Raw genomic sequence first — 19,059 nt, 5'->3', positions numbered from 1 at the left:
GATTGAGGAAGCAATGGCGGACAAAGTCATTGGCATCGATCTCGGAACGACGAATTCCGTCGTCGCGGTCATGGAAGGCGGCGACCCTATCGTCATTCCCAACGCCGAAGGCGGGCGAACGACTCCCTCGGTGGTTGGCTTTACGAAGGACGGCGAGCGACTCGTCGGCCAGGTTGCCAAGCGCCAAGCAGTCACCAACCCCACGAACACCGTCTTTTCGATCAAGCGGTTCATGGGCCGCAAGATGAGCGAGGTGACGGACGAGTCCAAGCGCGTTCCATATAAGGTCGTCGCCGGCGGAAACGACGTCGCGACCGTCGAGGTCCAGGGCAAGCGGTACTCGGCCCCGGAAATCTCGGCCATGATTCTCCAGAAAATGAAGCAGACCGCGGAAGACTACCTCGGCCACACCGTGACCAAGGCCGTCGTCACCGTACCTGCCTACTTCAACGATGCACAGCGTCAGGCGACCAAGGACGCCGGAAAGATCGCCGGACTCGACGTTCTGCGCATCATCAATGAGCCCACGGCCGCCGCACTCGCCTACGGTCTCGACAAGAAAAAGGACGAGAAGGTCGCCGTGTTCGACTTGGGCGGCGGTACGTACGACATCTCGGTCCTCGAGCTCTACGACGTCGAAGGTTCGCGGCAGTTCGAAGTGAAGTCGACGAATGGCGACACCCACCTCGGTGGTGATGACTTCGATCAGCGCGTCATCGACTGGATCGTCGGTGAATTCAAGCGCGATCAGGGCATCGATCTCTCCAAGGATCCAATGGCACTCCAGCGTCTCAAAGAAGCCGCGGAGAAGGCCAAGATGGAGCTGTCGAGCACCATGTCGACGGACGTCAACCTGCCGTTCATCACCGCTGACCAGAGCGGCCCGAAGCACCTCAACTATTCGTTGACGCGTGCGAAGTTCGAGCAGCTCGTCGACGATCTGATTCAGCGCACGCTCGAGCCGATGAAAAAGGCGCTCAAGGATGCCGGTCTGCAGCCGAGTGAAATCGACGAAGTCATTCTCGTCGGTGGCTCGACGCGTATTCCGAAGATCCAGGAAGTCGTGAAGGGCTACTTCGGCAAGGAGCCGAACCGCTCGGTGAATCCGGACGAAGTCGTGGCAATCGGTGCTGCAATTCAGGGCGCCGTGCTGACGGGTGAGCAGAAGGACGTGCTGTTGCTCGACGTCACGCCGCTTTCTCTTGGAATTGAAACGTTGGGCGGTGTGACAACTGTGCTCATTCCCCGCAACACGACGATTCCGACCAAGAAATCGGAGACGTTCTCCACGGCCGACGACAACCAGACGACCGTCGAGATTCACGTGCTGCAGGGCGAGCGCGAACTCGCTCGCGACAACCGTACGATCGGGAAATTCCAGCTCACGGGGATTCCACCCGCTCCGCGCGGCATGCCGCAGATCGAGGTGACGTTCGACATCGACGCGAACGGCATCCTGCACGTCTCGGCCAAGGACAAGGCGACGTCCAAGGAGCAGAAGATTCGCATCGAGGCGTCGAGCGGTCTCTCGGACAACGACATCGACAAGATGGTCAAGGACGCCGAGAAGAACGCGACGGAAGACAAGAAGCGTCGCGAGGAGATCGATACGCGGAATCGTCTCGACAGCATGACGTACGAAGTCGAGAAGAACTCCAAGGAATGGTCGGACAAGCTGAACCCGGATCTCAAGGCGAAGCTCGAAGCCTCCGTGGAGCGAGCACGTAAGGCACTGCGCGGCGACGACATGAACGAGATCAAGGCGGCGCAGGAAGAGCTGAACCGTGTGTTCAGCGAGGCCGGCCAGTCGTTCTACGCGCAGAACCAGGGTGGCGATCAGGGCGGCGGCGATGCCGGCGGTGCTCCACCAGGAGACGGTGGCGCCGGATCGACCTCGGGCGGCGCGAAGCCGCAAGAGGATGTCGTCGAGGCCGACTACGAGATCGTCGACGACACAAAGAAGTAAGTAAGGTTTTGATGTGAATCGGCCCGCGGTGGAAACCGCGGGCCGACTCATGCGTGTCATATACGTCGAAGCCTGTCAAATTCATGATGGGCTTCGATAGCCATGCCTAAGCGGCCGAAACTTGCGTTAGTCGTTTGGGTACGACATAACGTCAACATCTCAATTTCAGGTGGCTCGTCTATGTCCAATCGGTATCACCGTGCACGATTTGGTGCCGGACTCGTGGTCGCGTTTCTCTGCGGCCTCGTCTTCGCATCCGGTTTCGACCTCACGCACTTCAGCTGGGCGCAGTCGCGTGTAGGCTCAGCCGCCAAACCGGCCCCCGCGCAAATCGCCTCGGCTGCTGAAACTGAGACGGCGTTCGAAGCAGTCGCTGATCATGCACGGCCAGCGGTTGTCTCCATCGAGACAGAGCGCTTTGCCAAGACGCGTCCCACTGCGCAGCCGCGCGGTCGTGGTCGCGGTCAGGGGCAGCAGCAGCTGCCTCCGGGAATCGAGGACTTCTTCAAGCAGTTCGACAATCAGGCGCCGAACGATCAGCCAGAAGAGGCGAGCGGCTCCGGCTTCATTGTGTCGGATGATGGCTACATCCTCACGAACAACCACGTCGTCGCCGACGCCGACAAGGTGACGGTCACGCTGTATGACAAGCGCGTGTTCGAGAACGCGAAGGTCATTGGCCGCGACCCGACGACCGACGTCGCAGTGATCAAGATCGACGGCACCAACTTGCCGACGCTGTCCCTTGGCGACGACGCGAAGTCGCGCGTTGGTCAGTGGGTGCTCGCGATCGGTAATCCGTTGCAACTCAACTTCACGGTCACGGCGGGCATCGTCAGCGCCAAGGGCCGCAATCAGTCGGGCCTGCTCAATCCGCGCGGCGACAACCCGTACGCGATCACCGACTACATCCAGACGGATGCGGCGATCAACCCAGGTAACTCGGGTGGTCCGCTGCTCAACATCCGCGGCGACGTAATCGGCATCAACAGCGCAATCGCGAGCGGCACTGGCTACTACGCCGGCTACGGCTTCGCGATTCCGATCACGCTGGCCAAGCAGGTGATGGACGACCTGATCAAGTACGGCAAGATCAAGCGTGCCGTGGTTGGTGTTTCGCTCAGCGAAGTGTCGGCAACAGATGCGCGTGCCGCGGGCATGGCGCAGATCGGCGGAGCGCTCGTCAGCGCTTTCAATCCGGAGCAGAACAGCCCGGCGCAGAAAGCCGGCATCGAGGTTGGTGACGTGATCGTCGCGGCCGCGGGCCACCAGGTCGATCAGGTGAGCACACTGCAGCGCGTCATTCGCGGCTTCAAGCCCGGCGATGTCGTCGACGTCGACGTGATGCGCTTTGGCCAGAAGAAGACCTTCAAGGTCAAGCTCGGCGAGCCGGCCGAGGCGAGCACCACGGTTGCCGACAATAACGACGAGGCACCCGGCACGGTCGCGAACGACGTTGGCGCCCGTCAGTACGACAAGCTTGGAATCGGCGTCGGTGCAGTGACCCCTGAGCTCGCGCAGCGCGAAAAGCTCGCCGCTCCGTACCGTAGCGGTCTGCTGATTACGACGGTGTCTCCCAAGGGTCCGGCGTGGCGCAAGCTCTTCGAGCGCGAAGTCATCATCGGCGTCCTGAATCCGGTGAAGAAGGACATTCACACGGCTGAGGACCTCCAGCAGGTTCTCTCGAGCCTCAAGGCAGGCGATGTCGTCTCGCTCAAGGTCTACGACATCCCGGCAAACCAGACTCGCGTCGTCAGCATTGCCGTATCGAAGTAGTTGAACGAAGCACGAACCACCTGAGACGAAACGAGGGAATCGCGAAGCGCGATTCCCTCGTTTTGCTTTCGTTCACTTCCGATCAACCTACCTCGTGTACGCGAACTGCTTTCCGCCGAACACGAGGAGCAATGCGTTGCCGCTTACCGACCCGATGAACGTCGACGATCCGCCAGTGGTCATCGTGAAGTTGATCTGTCCGTTCGCGATCACGTACGTGCCAGAGACCACCGTTTGCCGACTCGTCGCACTACCATCGCTCAGCAAAAAGACGATGTAGTTGGTCGTCTCGGTCCACGTTCCATCCGACGCGAGAGCGACGAAGTCGGTCTGAAGGCGCCACTGTTCGGTCGCGGTTGTAAACGCGGTGAACGGCGGCGCCACGCCATCGGAACTCGTGAGCGCGAAGGTGCCAACGACGTTCGTGCTCGTGACAGGCAACGTGAAGGTGCTGTCGTTCGAACCCGAACAGCCGATCAGCGCTGCGACCAACCAGACTAGCGGACGACGACTCATAGTCGCCACCTCGAATTTGTGGGAATGCGAAGGACGGGAGTCGAACCCGTAAGCCTTTCGGCGCCAGATCCTAAGTCTGGTGCGTCTGCCAATTCCGCCACCCTCGCAACTACTCAGGCCTACTACGACTCGAACGTCAGAACGCGTAGCCTATGACGAATCGAACCGTTCCGTAGGCACGCCCGAGTCCTACGGCAGCGCGCTCAGTCTCTCCCGCAAGAACCCGCTTTGCCCCAAGACCGGTTCCAACCAGGAACCGTCGATTCACGCCAAGCATCCAGTTATAGTCGACAACGACACCAACGGTCGGTGCGTCGACCGACTCGCGCGTGTCGTTGGGACCGACGTGACTGCTATATCGAAGAAAGCCGCCACTCAGACCGACTGAAAACCCGCGCAGCACAACCTCGCCGGGATAATATCGCAGGTTCAGATCAAAGCTCGTATACCGATCGTTATCGACGTTCGTGTACGACGCGACCCCGCCAGCGGTGATTCCGGGAGCAATACCAGTTTCAACCTCGAACGATCCGATATCGAACGGGACCAGCAACGGATCGAACGCCACGTACGTGCGAAATGGAATGGGAATCAACGTACCCCGCCCCACCTGAGCCGTGGCGCCGCTTGCAAGCGCAATCGTCAACAGTCCTGCAAACAAACAACGCTTCCGCATTCTTTGCCTCTCCTCATCTGGAATCAACGGTAGCAGGCCGGGCTGTACCCGTCCGCCCGGCGACCGTTCCGCTACGTCTGAGCCCTTGGCTCCATAGGAGCATAACTGATGGCCCGGGCCGCTGCCGTAGTACCGTTCCACCACTATCCCCCCGCGACTAGCTTTCTCCTTCATGAACATCGAAATCACGCCGAAGAAAACTGACGGCCTCGAACGCCTCATTCAGGTTCGTGTGCCGGTTGATGCAGTCCGTGACGCCGAGAATCAAGCGGCTCAGCGCTATGCGACCAGCGTTCGTCTGCCGGGCTTCCGTCCGGGCAAGGCGCCGCCGGCCATGGTGAAAAAGCGCTTCAAAGACGCGATTCGTCAGCAGGTCATCGAGTCTCTCGTTCAGGAAGCCTTCAAGGAAGTGATGGATCGCGAGCAACTCAAAGTTGCGTCGCAGCCGCACGTGCACGACCTGAAGTTCGAAGAGGGCGAACCCCTCAGCTTCGAGCTCCATGTCGAGATCCGTCCCGACATCGTGCTCGAACGCACGGAAGGTTTCCGCGTGACGCGCGCGCAGACGCCCATTGGCGATGACAGCGTGCGCGAGCAGATCGAGCAGATGCGCGATCAGAAAGCATCGTGGACGCCGGTCGACGACAAGCCCGCGCCGGGCGACATGGTGCGCGTGCAGCTCGCCACCGCCGACGAGTCGGGCGAATTCCCCGAAGCCCGCGAATATCCGCTGGTCCTCGGTAGCGGCCAGGCGATTGCCGGCGTTGAAGAGTTGATCATGGAGATGAAGGCGGGCGAAGACCTCGAGCGGTCAGTTCGCTGGCCCGAGGACTTCCCCGACGAAGAGCAGCGCGGAAAAACCAAACCGGTGCGCGTGCATCTGCTCGACGTCAAGCGAAAGTCGCTCCCTGCCCTCGACGACGCGTTCGCACGCGGCGTTGGTGATTTCGAATCGCTCGACGCGCTGAGCGCCACGGTCCGCAAGGACCTCGAAGAGCACGCTGTTCGCGAGGCCGACTCCGGCGTTCGCCAGCAGCTCATCGATCAGATCGCGGCCGCCAACCCGTTCGATATTCCGGCGAGCTGGGTCAGTCAGCTCATGGAGAATTATCTCCAGGCCTATCAGGTGCCTGACGAAGAGAAGGAACGCTTCCGCGGTGAGTTCCGTCCGATCGCCGAGCGCCAGGTGCGCCGCGATCTGATCATCGAAACGATCGCCGAGCGAGAGAATCTCAAGGCGACCGAAGCCGATATCGACGATCGCGTGGCTGCCGTAGCGAGCCAGCGCGGCGCCGATCCGGGCCAGGTCTACGCGTCGCTCCAAAAGGCGGGACGACTGCGCGAGATTGAGCAAAGTATTACAGAGGACAAAGTGTTCGGCTGGTTGATGGAGAAGAACGAAGTCGGTACCTGACCCTCAACACGATCCTGTTCCATTTTCTACCTTCCAGCGTCAAGCACTTAGCGTCTCTTTCGGAGAACATGCCTACGATCTACCCACCGTATGTCATCGAGCGCTCCCCCCGCGGCGAGCGAAGCTACGACATCTTTTCCCGGCTATTGATGGACCGCATCATCTTTCTCGGCACGCCCGTGAACGATGACGTCGCGAACATCATCATCGCGCAGATGTTGTTTCTAGAAGCAGACAACCCCGATCGCGACATCTTTTTGTACATCAATTCCCCCGGCGGTAGTGTCTCCGCGGGACTCGCGATCTACGACACGATGCAGTACATGAAGTCGCCAGTGAACACGATCTGCATGGGCCTCGCCGCGAGCATGGGCGCGTTCCTGTTGGGCGCGGGTCGTAAGGGGAAGCGTTCGGCGCTTCCGCATTCGCGAATCATGATTCACCAGCCGTCTCAGTCGGGCGGTGGCGGCACGGCGTCGGACATCGAAATTCAGGCCAAGGAGATTCTCTATCTCCGCGCCAAGATGAACGAATTGCTCGCTAAACACACTGGCCAGTCGGTCGACCGTATCGAGCGCGACACCGACCGGGACCGCTATCTCTCCGCCGACGAAGCGAAGGAATACGGCCTTGTGGATCATGTCATTGCAAATCGGGGCGAAATCGTCGAGCCCAGCGCCCTTGCAGCCGTAACTAAGTGATAAAGGGGCCGTTCCGGGGCTCGTGAAAACGTTCACGGGCCTCGGTCGTCTCTTGCTAGGCCGTGGTCGGGTCCTTAATTCTTTCCTAGTCCCTGCCTCGGTTCCCCGCTCCTCCCAGCCGTATCTGCCGGATGTCGGCTCGTTGGGTCTCTGCGTCACCCGTTGAGTGATCTGTCATGTCGCACGACAAACACCTACGCTGCTCGTTTTGCGGGAAATCCAAAGACTCGGTCCGGAAATTCATTTCCGGCCCGTCGGTCTACATCTGCAACGAGTGCATCGCGCTCTGCAACGAGATCCTGGCGGAGGACGAGGAACGCGAGGTCGCTGAGGCGATTACTCAAGTCCCAACGCCTCAGGAAATCAAAGACACGCTCGACCAGTACGTGATCGGCCAGGAGAAGGCAAAGAAAGCCCTCTCGGTCGCCGTCTACAATCACTACAAGCGTATCAACTCGGCAACGCTGCGAGATGACGACGTCGAGCTCGATAAGTCGAACATCCTGCTCATCGGCCCCACGGGCGTGGGCAAGACGTTGCTCGCCCAGACGTTGGCGCGCATCCTCGATGTGCCGTTCACCATCGCCGATGCCACCACGTTGACCGAAGCCGGCTACGTCGGCGAAGACGTCGAGAACATTCTCGTCCGTCTTCTCCAGGCGGGTGACTTCAACGTCGCCGAATGCGAGCGCGGTATCGTCTACATCGACGAAATCGACAAGATCGCGCGAAAGTCGGAGAACCCGAGCATCACCCGCGACGTGTCGGGCGAAGGCGTTCAGCAGGCGCTCCTCAAGATTCTCGAAGGCACCGTCGCTTCGGTCCCGCCCCAGGGCGGCCGCAAGCACCCGCAACAGGAATACATCCAGATCAACACCAAGGACATCCTGTTCATCTGCGGCGGCGCCTTCGACGGACTCGAGAAGATCATCGAGCAGCGCATCGGACGTCGCCAGATTGGCTTCAACAAGGGCGAAGAGAGCCGTACCCCGACTCAGGCGAAAAACCCATTCGCCGAAGTCGAGCCGGACGATCTGCTCCGTTTCGGCCTCATTCCCGAGCTCGTCGGCCGCCTTCCGGTCGCGGTCGCTCTCGAGGCTTTGGACGAGGAAGCGCTGGTTCGGATCCTCAAGGAGCCGAAGAACGCGCTGACGAAGCAGTACGCCAAGCTCTTCGAGCTCGAAGAAGTGAAGCTGACCTTCGAAGACAGCGCCCTGCGCGCCGTCGCCGGCAAGGCGCTCAAGCGTGGCACAGGCGCTCGCGGTCTCCGCGCGATTCTCGAAGAACTGCTGACGGAGGTTATGTTCGACCTCCCGACGCGCGAGGACGTGGAAGAGGTCAAGGTCACCGAGAGTTCGGTCCTGCATGGCACAGCGCCCCTCCTCGAGATTTCGCCACAGCGAAAGAAGAAAGAGGCGTAAAAAGAGATCGAACGACAAAGGGCCCGCGCACTGCGCGGGCCCTTTGTCGTTCTCGTGAGGCGCGCCGCGTAAGGCGGGCGCCCTGCGTCGCCCCTATATTCCTGAATGCCTTCTCGCCCGCCTGTCCTGCCGCTCCGCGACGTTGTCGTCTTTCCCCACGTCGCCATGCCCCTCCTCGTCGGTCGCCAGGCGTCACTGGCCGCCATTGAGGCAGCGGCAGCAGAAGACGGCATGCTGTTCCTCGTCGCCCAGCGGAGCGCCGAGCTGGAAGAGCCGGCCGCCGGCGACCTGCATCGCGTCGGCGTCATGGCGAGAATCGTCCAGGCTACCCGTCAGGCGAACGGCACGGCGCGAATTCTCATCGAGGGCGTTTCTCGGGCGCGGGTAACGCGGTACGTCCCCGCCTCCGGCTATCTGCGTGCGGCGCTCGCCGAAGAGCCGCAGCCCGAGCCGAGCGATGCCGCCGATCTCAACGTCGTGGCACGGCGCGTTCTCGCGCTCTTCGAGGAATACGTCGCGCTGCACCGCCGAATTCCGAACGAAGTCATTGCCGTCGTTCAGGGCGCAGATTCAGTCGAGCGGCAGGCGTACGGAATTGCCGCCCACCTCGCAGTGCGCGTCGAGACTCGACAGACGTTGCTCGAGGCGCCTTCGCTTCCGCAGCTGCTCGATGCTCTTGGCCAGGTGCTCGGCGGAGAAATCGAGTTGTTGCGCCTCGAGCGAAAGCTCGATGAAGAGGTGCGCGGATCACTCTTCCAGAATCAGCGCGAGTTTTATCTCCAGGAGCAACTCAAGGCGATCCATCGCGAGCTTGGACAGGACGAGACCGACGACGTCGGTGAGCTCGAGCGGCTGATCGAGGCGCGCAAGCTGCCCGACGCCGTTCGCGCGCGCGCGCTGCGCGAGGTTCGGAAGCTTCGGCGGATGTCACCGCTGTCGCCCGAGTCCACCGTTGCGCGCAATTTCGTCGACTGGATCCTTGGTCTGCCGTGGAACGAGCGCACGGACGACGTGCTCGACGTACCGCACGCGCGTCGCGTTCTCGACGAGGATCACTACGGCCTCGAGGAAGTGAAGGATCGCATCCTCGACTACATCGGCGTGCTCTCGCTCGTCGATCGTATGGAGGGTCCGATCCTCTGTCTCGTCGGTCCACCAGGCGTGGGTAAGACATCGCTCGGACGTTCGATCGCACGCGCCCTTGGCCGCAAGTTCGTGCGCATGTCGCTCGGCGGCGTGCGCGACGAAGCGGAGATCCGCGGTCATCGTCGTACGTACATCGGATCGATGCCGGGTCGAGTGATTCAAGCGATGCGGAAAGCCGAGGTCGTGAACCCGGTGATCCTGCTCGATGAAATCGACAAGCTCGGACAGGACTATCGTGGCGATCCGTCGGCGGCCCTGCTCGAGGTGCTCGACCCGGAACAGAATCGCGCGTTCAACGATCATTACCTCGAGGTCGACTACGATCTCTCACAGGTGTTGTTCGTGACGACCGCGAACTATCTGCCGCAGGTGCCCGAGCCACTCCGCGACCGCATGGAGATCATTCGCTTGTCGGGGTACGTCGATCAGGAGAAGTTCGCCATCGCGCGACAGTTCCTGGTGCCCAAGCAGCTTCGCTTGAACGGCCTCGAAGCGGATTCCGTCGAGTGGGACAGCGACGTCGTCCCGTCGATCGTGCATTCGTACACGCGCGAAGCCGGCGTTAGAGAACTCGAACGGCGCATCGGCCGCGTGGCTCGCAAGCTGGCGCGACGCAAGGCCGAAACGCGCGACGTCACCCCTACTTCGACCGATTCGGGAGCGCGCGTGCCCGCGAAGACGCGCGTTCACGCCGCGGATCTCAAGGAGTTACTCGGTGTCGCGCCGTACGATCCCGCTGGGTTGAGTCTTGATCACAAGGTCGGTGTCGCCACCGGACTCGCATACACGAGCGTCGGCGGCGAAGTACTCGAGATCGAAGTCACCGCAATCGGTGGACGCGGCAAGCTGCAACTCACCGGCACGCTCGGCGACGTCATGAAGGAATCGGCGAGCGCCGCGCTCAGCTACGCGCGGGCTCGCGCTGGCGCGCTCGGCATCGAACGCGACTTTCACCGCACGCGTGACCTCCACGTTCACATCCCCACCGGTGGAACGCCGAAAGATGGTCCGTCGGCGGGTATCGCGATTGCGACAGCGATCATCAGCGCGCTAACGGGAATTCCAATCCGCGGCGACGTGGCGATGACGGGCGAGATCACGCTCCGCGGACGCGTTCTGCCGATTGGCGGACTCAAAGAAAAGGCAGTCGCCGCGCACCGTAACGCGGTACGTCACGTGCTCATTCCGTATCAAAATGCGCGCGACATCGAGGAGTTACCCGAAGACGTTCGCGCTGGCATCACCTTCCATCCGGTGAAGACGATGGACGAAGTGCTGGCGCTCGCGCTCGTGCACACCGATTTCACGACGGACGTTCCGGCCGTGGCGCCGCACTGATGTCATCCACAGGCCCAGAACCCCTCGTCATTCGGTCGCTCGAATTCATCGGCGGCATGGCAACCGTCGGTGGTTGGCGGCCAGAGCCGACTATGCCGGAAGTGGCATTTGCCGGACGCTCGAACGTCGGAAAATCGTCATTGCTCAACCGACTCGTCCATCGCAAGAAGTTCGCGCGGGTCAGCAACACGCCTGGCCGCACTCGCGAAATCAACTTCTTCAAGGTGAACGGGACGTTCGTGCTCGTCGATCTTCCTGGTTACGGCTACGCCAAGATTTCCAAAGAGCGTAAGGCGGAGTGGAAGCCGCTCATCGAGAGCTACCTGCGATCGAGTCCGCAGCTCCGCGGTATCGTCCAATTGCTCGACGCGCGCCATGATCCAACGAGCGATGACCGCGACATGCTCGACTTTCTGAGTGAGATTGGCGTCCCCACGATCGTCGTGCTCACCAAGATCGACAAGTTGAGCGCCGCTCAGCGAAAGAAATCTGCGATGGGAATTGCTTCGAGCCTTGGCCTCGAACCCGAGCAGGTGCTCGAGTTCAGCGCCGTGACTGGCGAAGGACGTAACGAGCTGGCGGAAGCGGTGGACGAGTTGTTGGCTCAACCTTCGTGGAAGGCGGCGGAGGCATGAGTCGCCTGCGCGCTGCTGTCGTCGGCCTCGCGGTCGCTACGGCGTGCGGCGCGCCGCCACCAGCAACGTCGCGCCCGCCGGGCACGACGATCGAATCCGAGCGTTCTCTGATCGACTCCGGCTCGGTGCTGCCCGCCGGGCTCGGCACGCTCAAGCAGTCTGACGTCGAAATCGTTCTCGAGCCCGAAGGCGTGCACGTCGCGGCGATTCCACTCGACGAATCCGTAACCCGCACGCTCGCGCCGGACTCGTACCGACGGCTACGCGCCACCCTCGATAGCAAGCGCGCCACGATCGCACAGCGCGCGTCGATGCGCGGCGTTCGCGATCCGCGCGTCTGGTACGTCCGCTTCTACGGGCGCGCGCCCGATGCACGCTTCGTCGCGACCGACGTCACCGTGACATCCGGCGGACGCGACTATCGCCCGTTCGACATCGTCCCCATTTCGGCGGGTTTCGGGGAGCAGCGCTTGCAGCCACGCGACACACAGACCGGCCTGCTGCTATTCGACGAAGGCGTCGACGTATCACAGCGGCTCATCGTGTCCATGGGCGCCGAGCGCAACGTGGACTGGGACACGAATGGCATTTTGAAGAAGCTGGACGCGGAACGAGCGACGATTCGAGCGCGCGCCGCGAGTCGGCCATAGCTCGAGAACGCAGGTTCACACCTGAACTGAACGACGATGCCCTTTCTACCGCTTCGCAAGATTTCCGAGCCTCGTACCCGTAGCGCCGCTACGGAGTGGCTCGAAGGCCTCGCTGCAACCCTCGGCGACTCGTCAGCCGATCGATCGCTGCTCTGCCGCGATGCTCTAACCGGCCTGTACTATCCGCAGTTCGCTGAGAACTGGGAGACAGCCGTTGAAGACCCATCGCTGCCGATGCCGACGCGACTCGCGCTCGCGTCGATGGACCCACGCAACGTCACACTTGAACCCGAGTACTACGCCGATTGCGATGATGCGCGCTTCCAGCGCGTGAAGCCGCTCCTCTGGCTCTGGTACTCGTTCGACCGCAGCCCGCTCGGCGGCCAGAATGTGTGGCTCGGCGTCGAACTCCGACGACTGCTCGCCAAGCACATCTTCAAGCGATGCGGCGAGAACTTCAAAGCGTTCCAGTTCGTCGAGTTCTCGTTTGGGTACAACATGGAGGTCGGCGACGATGTGGTCGTCCATCGGCATGTGCTGCTCGACGACCGTGGTGGCATCGTGATCGGAAACAAGGTCTCGATCAGCGATTACGCGAACATCTATAGCCACACGCACAGTATCGTCGAACAGCGCGAGGTCACGAACGCTACGACTCGTATCGACGACGGCGTTCGGATCACGTATCACGCCACGGTCCTGGCTGGCGTGCACGTGAACGAACAAGGCATGGTCGGCGCCATGGCTGTCGCCACGAAGGACGTGCGGCCGTATCACGTTTACGTCGGCATCCCGGCGAAGAGCGTCCGCGTGAAACCGAACGCGCCAGAAGCGGCGACGATCCTTCGCACGAGCAAGGATCGCAAGACGGAGTAGGGCTGACCTCGTCGCTGCCGGTTAGAATACTCTCATTACGTCGTCGACGGAGCCGGCATCGCCCGAGGCGAGGAGTTCGACGATTTCGCGCAGCGACACGCGCTCCGACGGAAAGGCGAACCGTTTGAGCGCATCGTCGACGCTCAGCCACTCGGACCGCTGGTGTTCGCCGCCGATGACGACGTCCTCGCCCTCACCGACGAACGCGGCGAAGACGATCGCCAGCTGAACGACGTGAAGCTTGTGCAGGTAGAACGGTTGTACGCGCACGTTGTACAGCCGTTCCACGGCGAGCCCCGACTCCTCGCGCACCTCTCGCACGGCGGCCTGTTCAGGCTCCTCACCCGGCTCGATGTGTCCGTGCACCGTCTCCCACGACAACGGGCAACGAGTATTCGTCGTCCGCTGCAGCGCGAGCACGCGCCAGCCCGAAGGCAGCGGACGGATCACGAATACGTCGACGGTTCCCACTTCTACGTGTGCCATGCGCAGAAAACTATGTCGCCGGCGCAATGGGCGGTCGACGACGCGATCCAGGTCGTCGCGAATGCGGAAGGCGTCGCCGCCGAATAGGTCCGGCGCTAGCTGAAGCGGGGCGGGCTTCGCCAGCAGCAGCGAGGCGGCAGCGGGCTCCGACACCGCCGCCGGTTCGTCGTCTCGCGTCGCAACGCGCAGCACCTCTTCGATCGTCGTGCGGCCGGCGGCGGAATGCGCGACGCCGGATTTCCACAGCGTTCGCATGCCGTCATTTCGCGCTGCGTCAGCGATCCGCTCCGTCGACTCGCCGGCCGCGACGCGACGCTCGAACTCCGACGATCCGATCAACACCTCGACCAGGGCCAAGCGTCCGCGGAACCCAGAGCCGCCGCATTCCTCGCACGCACCGGCCCCGCGACACGTGGCGCAGATTCGCCGGACGAGTCGCTGTGCGAGCACGCCCTTCACTGCCGTAGCGATCTTGTAACTCGCCACGCCAATATCAATCAGGCGCGTCACCGCACTCGGCGCGTCGTTGGTGTGAAGCGTCGACAGCACGAGGTGCCCGGTGAGTGACGCCTGAATAGCGATCTCCGCCGTTTCGCGATCTCGAATTTCGCCGATGAGAACGACATCGGGATCCTGACGCATGATCGACCGAAGCGCAGACGCGAACGTGAGCCCAGCCTTCTCGTTCACTTGGACCTGCACGATTCCGGGAAGCCGGTATTCGATCGGATCTTCGACGGTAACGATGTTCACGCCGCGGTCCTTGAGACGTCGTAGCGCGGCGTAGAGCGTTGTCGTCTTGCCCGACCCGGTTGGCCCAGTGACGAGGATCAATCCTTCGCGCAACTGGAGCAGACGCTCGACGCGATCGAGTTCCTCGGGATGAAAGCCCATGCCGTTGAGCGTCGGCACGGTTGAACGTCCATCGAGCACGCGGATGACGACCTTCTCGCCGTGCGACGCGGGCAGTGTCGAGACACGTAGGTCGACCGCCACACCGTTCACGGCTACGCGCGCGCGTCCGTCCTGAGGGCGCAGTCGATCTGCAATATCCAACCCCGAGAGAATCTTGACGCGCGACACGAGCGCCGGACCGACCGCGCGCGGTAGTGTCCTCGCGAGCGCGAGCACCCCGTCGACGCGATGGCGAACCGCGATTCCCTGCTCTTCCGGCTCGATGTGGATGTCGCTCGCTCGGCCAGCGATTCCGCCAGCCAACAGCTCATCGACGAGGTGCGTGATCGATCCGCCAGGTTCTTCGCCCGGAAGCGGCGGCGCACCCTCCTGATCATTCGTGAGATGTTGAACCTCGAGGAGGGACGCGTGATCGCGCTCCGAACCCTCGGTCCGATACATCTCCTCGATGCGCTCGGCGATGTCCTCTGGCGTGGCGAGTGACAGTCGCACATTTCGGCCGGTCGCAAAGCCGAGCGTTCGTTCGCAATCGACGTCGAGCGGATCGGCGGTCGCGATGAGCAGTTCGTGTTCGGTTGCTGCGATGGGTACGATGTGAAAGCGTCGCGCCCATCGTTCGGGCACCAGGCTCACGGCCTGAGCCGACGCCTGCGCAAGGTCGGCGATCGGAAGCCTGAAGCGACGCGCCAGTGCGTCGAGGTCAACGATCGATGGGGCGGGAATCGATGCGCGAGAATTCACGCGGAAACGATGGCGCGCCCTCCGTGACTTAGCATCATCGCCGTACTGCGAATCGGCGCAAATCGCGTCCGACCGGTTTCCACTTCACTTCAGAGAATCGACCAGAACTCGCGACTCAAATCGATATTGAACGTCCACCGACCGCCTCGCGCAAAGCCTCGAGCCACCTCGATGCGCAGTAGATCGAACGGCGACAGGAACGCCGCACCCGCCGACGGATAGAATCCGCCGGGCGTCGACGTGCATCGGAACTGCGTGTCACCCGGAACGACCGGCACCAGACAGTCGTGGGTGAAATCAGTCACGCCCACGATGTGAAAGAAGGGCGCGAAGCTTCCGCGCGCCGGCACTTTGCCAAATCGTCCGAGCGAGAACGGAATGAACGGCGTCGGGAAACGCCACTCGAGATGTTGGCTGAATCCGGCGCGTGAGACGAGTGAATGGTAGTCGTACCCCGGAGCCGACACAGGGCCCCCGAAGAACACCAACTCCTGTGGCGGAATCGCTTCGAACTCCCTCGACCCGCTGAGAAGTCCAGCCGCGGTCGTGGCCATCACGAAACGCTCATCGCCGAACGGACGCTCGACGTTCGCCGTCAGCGCGCCTCGACCCGTCGTGAACGATTCGGAGGTGCGCCCCGATCGCCTGTCTTCCGGCGCGCGTAACGCTGCTTCCGCGCGCAGCGTGAGCTCCGTGCCTAGCAGCCACAGGCCTGGCGGACGAGTGACACCGAGCGTGAAGCGATAGGCCTGCTGATCGAACGCGCCGATCGTCTGTTGATACGTACCAGTCACCGGCCGCGCGTGGACCAAAAGCGCCGACTGAGATTCGTACGCGCCAGTCAGACGCGGACGAAGGCCCTTCACCGTCGGAAGATCCGCGCTCAGCCCGACACTTCGCACCAGATACGGATCGGTGTCGTCGCTACCGAATTCCTGCGCCGCCAAACTGTTGACCGCGGTCGACCGCTCGGTCACGTCGCCCACATCGCGGAATTCGCGCGAACCAAACAGACGCATGGCCGAGCCGTCGGGCTCAGTCTTGGCGATGCTGAGCGTGCCTTTGAAGTCGTGATCGTCGATACCGTATCGTCCACGCCCCGTCGCGGACACGCCGTTGCCAATCTGCTTCGCAACACCGCCGCCGACGGCCAGCCCTTCGACGCGATTGACACGCACGAAGTCGGACACGTTCCGCGCCGATAGCGTGGCGCCCTGAGCACGCTGCAGCGCGCGAGTCCGGACCAACGCGCGCGCCTCGGCCTGCACACGTTCGATGTCCGGATCGGACACGGCGCGGACGTCTGGCGGTAGCGAATCAAGAATCCGCCCACTCCAGCGATACGCCTTCAGCGCCTGTGGAGAGTCCTGCACCACCTCGGGCCCGGTGAACAACGCCTGCGGCAGACTGAGATTGAACTGGTAGTCGCTGATCTCCCAACGGCCGCGAATGATTCCGCGCACCGGATAGTCGAGCCAGTCGCCGTTGCGCCGAATCTCGATTTCCTGGCGACTCGGGAGCCAGTACTTGCCGGCGACGAGTCGATTCTCGAGCACGATCGACAGGTCCTCGAGCGCTTTGTCGATCAGTGCCGCTCGCGTGAAGCTGACGTTCATGCGGACGACGTCAGCGGTCGCTCGATCGAGATACAACGCCCCGACGATCCGGGGCTGAAGGTCGTCTTTAGGCCGAACTTTCAGCTCGTAGACGCGAATGCGCGACGCACCAGAACCGATCGCGAAGCTGTCGGTGAGCGCGAAATCGTACAGCGGAAAGCCGATGGGCGAGAGCGGATGCGGGACACCCCGGACCTCATCACCATCGCCGATGCGAATGATGCTCGCGAAGTTGTTCTGCACGATCGCGAGATGGTCGCGGTGATACGCGATGTCCGTGGGCAGCAGCAACGTGTCACGACGACCGATGATTCGCTGCTTGCTCTGATTGGGCGCGTGCCAGTAGACTTCCAACTCCAGTTCGTCAGCCTTGACGATCTTGGGCGGCGTTGGAAAACCCTCGCCGAGTTGCGCGAGGAAAGTGACATAGCCGTGCGCTGTGGCCCGGTAGTCGACGAGTCCGGTGTCGCCAAGCTGCTGAACGCGACGCGTGACCGCTCGATTGACCAGATCCAGAGTCAACGAATCGTTCCACGTCTGCGCACCCGCAACTCGCGCGATACTCACGAAAACGAACAGACAGCACGCGGCGCGAAGCGCCGCGAGGATTTGACGCATGATTGGCGAATATCGCCGGGCGGCACGACCGGAGCAACCCGGCCGATGAGCGTAGAAGAGTTTCGTAATCGCGCTGGGCGCGGATCGGCGAGTCACGCCCGGCTCGTTCCCGTGTGGCGCGACGTGCTTCTGGACGCCGAAACACCGGTAGCCGCGTTCGCCAAACTGCGCGACGGCCCGTTCGCCTTCCTCCTGGAGTCCGCTCCAGCGGGCGGTGAGACGTGGGCACGGTACACCTTCATGGGCTCGACTCCTCGGTCAGCGTGGAGGCTGCAGGAGGGCCTTGTGCACGACTGGACGGCCGCTGACGGCTGGCACAACGAACGTCGCCCGGACGATCCACTCGCCGACCTCGAGGCGCTTCTCAAACGCTACGAGCCGGTCGAAGCGCCTGAAGTCGGGGAGTTTTGGAGCGGCGCGGTCGGCTACTTCGGCTACGATGTCGCGCGACTGATCGAACGGCTCCCGGCGCCGCCGGCGCGCGGGGTCAATGTCCCCGACGCGCTGTTTGTCTTCACTGACGCCCTCGTCATCTTCGACAACCTGCGCTCGCAAGCGCGCGTCGTCGTCGGCGCGCAGATAGAAGCGAACGCGTCGGACGAGGACCTTCAGCGCGCGCACGACTTGGCCATGCACACGGTGGACGCGACGATCGAGCGCCTCCGCGGGCCAGCCGCACTCGGCCCACTCGATCTCAACACGTCAGCGCCGCCAGCCGAAGGCGTTTCTCGATACGACAAGGACAAGTTCCTCGCCGACGTCGAACGTGTGCGTCAATACATCATTGCCGGCGACGCGTTCCAGGTCCAAGTCGCCCGTCGCATCGATCTACCCTTCGACTTTTCGTCGACGGACCTGTACCGCGCGCTGCGAGTAATCAATCCGTCGCCGTACATGTACCATCTCGCCCTCGACGGCGTGGAAATCGTCGGCAGTTCGCCAGAGCTTCTGATTCGGGTCAGCGCGACCGGAACAGTGACGCTGCGGCCAATTGCCGGAACGCGACGTCGCGGGCGGAGCGACGAGGAAGACACCGCGATGATGGATGAGCTCATCGCCGACGAGAAGGAACGCGCCGAACACCTGATGCTCGTCGACCTCGGCCGAAATGACGTTGGTCGCATCGCCAAATACGGCTCGGTGAAAGTCAGCGACTTGATGGTGGTCGAGCGATACTCGCACGTGCTCCATCTCGTCAGCCAGGTCGACGGGCAGCTCCGCGATGGCCTCACGGCAATGGACGCGTTTCGAGCGGGCTTCCCCGCGGGTACGCTCACCGGAGCACCGAAAGTCCGCGCCATGGAGATCATCGACGAGATGGAGCCCGAACGTCGCGGCCCATACGGCGGTGCCGTGGGATACATCTCGGCTGGGGTGAAGCGGATGGATCTCGCCATTACCATCCGAACCTGCGTGATCGCGAACGGCGTTGCGTCGGTGCAATCGGCGGCCGGCGTGGTATATGACTCGATCCCCGAACGTGAGTTCCTCGAGCACCAGAACAAGGCACGAGCACTACTGACCGCAATCGGCCAAGTGCGCCGGTAGCGGTGGATCGAAGGGCGCTC

Annotated in this window: 14 protein-coding genes and 1 tRNA gene; 10 read left to right on the top strand and 5 right to left on the bottom strand. The window is 62.4% G+C overall.

The features are described 5' to 3' along the window. Positions 1-13: 13 nt before the first annotated feature. Both dnaK and AC6H4Z_RS08145 read left to right on the top strand, forming a co-directional pair. Positions 14-1,966 carry a molecular chaperone DnaK gene (gene dnaK / locus AC6H4Z_RS08150; protein WP_497546255.1) on the top strand — a complete coding sequence of 651 codons (1,953 nt, stop codon included), beginning with the start codon at positions 14-16 and terminating at the stop codon, positions 1,964-1,966. A gap of 180 nt (positions 1,967-2,146) precedes the next feature. Then, a complete protein-coding gene (locus tag AC6H4Z_RS08145; protein WP_497546254.1) occupies positions 2,147-3,742 on the top strand; it encodes a trypsin-like peptidase domain-containing protein in 1,596 nt (531 codons plus the stop codon). Between the two features lie 87 nt (positions 3,743-3,829). Here the strand turns inward: AC6H4Z_RS08145 and AC6H4Z_RS08140 are convergent, their stop codons facing one another. The 3 genes from AC6H4Z_RS08140 to AC6H4Z_RS08130 all read right to left on the bottom strand — a co-directional run bounded on the left by AC6H4Z_RS08140 (position 3,830) and on the right by AC6H4Z_RS08130 (position 4,934). Continuing rightward, positions 3,830-4,258 (bottom strand): hypothetical protein, encoded by a 429-nt coding sequence (locus AC6H4Z_RS08140; RefSeq protein ID WP_497546253.1) that lies wholly within the window; start codon positions 4,256-4,258, stop codon positions 3,830-3,832. A gap of 25 nt (positions 4,259-4,283) precedes the next feature. Next, a tRNA-Leu gene (locus AC6H4Z_RS08135) sits at positions 4,284-4,365 on the bottom strand. A 29-nt stretch (positions 4,366-4,394) separates the two neighbouring features. After that, positions 4,395-4,934: a hypothetical protein gene (locus tag AC6H4Z_RS08130; protein ID WP_497546252.1), complete on the bottom strand. Its 540-nt coding sequence runs from the start codon at positions 4,932-4,934 to the stop codon at positions 4,395-4,397. A gap of 172 nt (positions 4,935-5,106) precedes the next feature. Here AC6H4Z_RS08130 and tig point away from each other — a divergent pair, with 172 nt between their 5' ends. The 7 genes from tig (at position 5,107) to AC6H4Z_RS08095 (ending at position 13,115) form a co-directional block, all read left to right on the top strand. Further along, positions 5,107-6,348: a trigger factor gene (gene tig / locus AC6H4Z_RS08125; RefSeq protein ID WP_497546251.1), complete on the top strand. Its 1,242-nt coding sequence runs from the start codon at positions 5,107-5,109 to the stop codon at positions 6,346-6,348. Between the two features lie 68 nt (positions 6,349-6,416). Then, on the top strand, positions 6,417-7,049 hold the full coding sequence (locus AC6H4Z_RS08120) for an ATP-dependent Clp protease proteolytic subunit (protein WP_497546250.1): 633 nt from the start codon (positions 6,417-6,419) through the stop codon (positions 7,047-7,049). Positions 7,050-7,225: 176 nt separating this feature from the next. Continuing rightward, positions 7,226-8,470 (top strand): ATP-dependent Clp protease ATP-binding subunit ClpX, encoded by a 1,245-nt coding sequence (gene clpX, locus AC6H4Z_RS08115; protein ID WP_497546249.1) that lies wholly within the window; start codon positions 7,226-7,228, stop codon positions 8,468-8,470. Positions 8,471-8,575: 105 nt separating this feature from the next. Further along, positions 8,576-10,954 (top strand): endopeptidase La, encoded by a 2,379-nt coding sequence (lon, locus tag AC6H4Z_RS08110; RefSeq protein WP_497546248.1) that lies wholly within the window; start codon positions 8,576-8,578, stop codon positions 10,952-10,954. Beyond that, on the top strand, positions 10,954-11,589 hold the full coding sequence (gene yihA / locus AC6H4Z_RS08105; RefSeq protein WP_497546247.1) for a ribosome biogenesis GTP-binding protein YihA/YsxC: 636 nt from the start codon (positions 10,954-10,956) through the stop codon (positions 11,587-11,589). The genes lon and yihA overlap by 1 nt, the downstream gene beginning before the upstream one ends. Then, positions 11,586-12,239 carry a hypothetical protein gene (locus AC6H4Z_RS08100; RefSeq protein ID WP_497546246.1) on the top strand — a complete coding sequence of 218 codons (654 nt, stop codon included), beginning with the start codon at positions 11,586-11,588 and terminating at the stop codon, positions 12,237-12,239. Before yihA ends, AC6H4Z_RS08100 begins: the two co-directional genes overlap by 4 nt. Before the next feature lie 36 nt (positions 12,240-12,275). Next, complete coding sequence (locus tag AC6H4Z_RS08095; RefSeq protein WP_497546245.1) at positions 12,276-13,115, top strand: acyltransferase; 840 nt, start codon at positions 12,276-12,278, stop codon at positions 13,113-13,115. Between the two features lie 21 nt (positions 13,116-13,136). On the opposite strand, the gene AC6H4Z_RS08090 is transcribed toward AC6H4Z_RS08095, so the two are convergent. Both AC6H4Z_RS08090 and AC6H4Z_RS08085 read right to left on the bottom strand, forming a co-directional pair. Beyond that, positions 13,137-15,257 carry an ATPase, T2SS/T4P/T4SS family gene (locus AC6H4Z_RS08090; protein ID WP_497546244.1) on the bottom strand — a complete coding sequence of 707 codons (2,121 nt, stop codon included), beginning with the start codon at positions 15,255-15,257 and terminating at the stop codon, positions 13,137-13,139. Positions 15,258-15,346: 89 nt separating this feature from the next. Next, complete coding sequence (locus tag AC6H4Z_RS08085; RefSeq protein WP_497546243.1) at positions 15,347-17,491, bottom strand: hypothetical protein; 2,145 nt, start codon at positions 17,489-17,491, stop codon at positions 15,347-15,349. A 45-nt stretch (positions 17,492-17,536) separates the two neighbouring features. Here AC6H4Z_RS08085 and AC6H4Z_RS08080 point away from each other — a divergent pair, with 45 nt between their 5' ends. Beyond that, positions 17,537-19,039 carry an anthranilate synthase component I family protein gene (locus AC6H4Z_RS08080; protein WP_497546242.1) on the top strand — a complete coding sequence of 501 codons (1,503 nt, stop codon included), beginning with the start codon at positions 17,537-17,539 and terminating at the stop codon, positions 19,037-19,039. The last annotated feature ends 20 nt before the right edge of the window (positions 19,040-19,059 follow it).

The sequence above is a fragment of the Leucogemmata humicola genome, from assembly GCF_055379415.1.
The sequence above is the reverse complement of the archived record's forward strand: the minus strand, read 5'-3'. Positions and strand labels throughout refer to the sequence as shown.

What these genes read in the sequence shown, in the direction of transcription:
- dnaK (WP_497546255.1), top strand. Translation starts at nt 14, where the DNA reads ATGGCGGACAAAGTCATTGGCATCGATCTCGGAACGACGAATTCCGTC.
- AC6H4Z_RS08145 (WP_497546254.1), top strand. Translation starts at nt 2,147, where the DNA reads ATGTCCAATCGGTATCACCGTGCACGATTTGGTGCCGGACTCGTGGTC.
- AC6H4Z_RS08140 (WP_497546253.1), bottom strand. Translation starts at nt 4,258, where the DNA reads ATGAGTCGTCGTCCGCTAGTCTGGTTGGTCGCAGCGCTGATCGGCTGT.
- AC6H4Z_RS08130 (WP_497546252.1), bottom strand. Translation starts at nt 4,934, where the DNA reads ATGCGGAAGCGTTGTTTGTTTGCAGGACTGTTGACGATTGCGCTTGCA.
- tig (WP_497546251.1), top strand. Translation starts at nt 5,107, where the DNA reads ATGAACATCGAAATCACGCCGAAGAAAACTGACGGCCTCGAACGCCTC.
- AC6H4Z_RS08120 (WP_497546250.1), top strand. Translation starts at nt 6,417, where the DNA reads ATGCCTACGATCTACCCACCGTATGTCATCGAGCGCTCCCCCCGCGGC.
- clpX (WP_497546249.1), top strand. Translation starts at nt 7,226, where the DNA reads ATGTCGCACGACAAACACCTACGCTGCTCGTTTTGCGGGAAATCCAAA.
- lon (WP_497546248.1), top strand. Translation starts at nt 8,576, where the DNA reads ATGCCTTCTCGCCCGCCTGTCCTGCCGCTCCGCGACGTTGTCGTCTTT.
- yihA (WP_497546247.1), top strand. Translation starts at nt 10,954, where the DNA reads ATGTCATCCACAGGCCCAGAACCCCTCGTCATTCGGTCGCTCGAATTC.
- AC6H4Z_RS08100 (WP_497546246.1), top strand. Translation starts at nt 11,586, where the DNA reads ATGAGTCGCCTGCGCGCTGCTGTCGTCGGCCTCGCGGTCGCTACGGCG.
- AC6H4Z_RS08095 (WP_497546245.1), top strand. Translation starts at nt 12,276, where the DNA reads ATGCCCTTTCTACCGCTTCGCAAGATTTCCGAGCCTCGTACCCGTAGC.
- AC6H4Z_RS08085 (WP_497546243.1), bottom strand. Translation starts at nt 17,491, where the DNA reads ATGCGTCAAATCCTCGCGGCGCTTCGCGCCGCGTGCTGTCTGTTCGTT.
- AC6H4Z_RS08080 (WP_497546242.1), top strand. Translation starts at nt 17,537, where the DNA reads ATGAGCGTAGAAGAGTTTCGTAATCGCGCTGGGCGCGGATCGGCGAGT.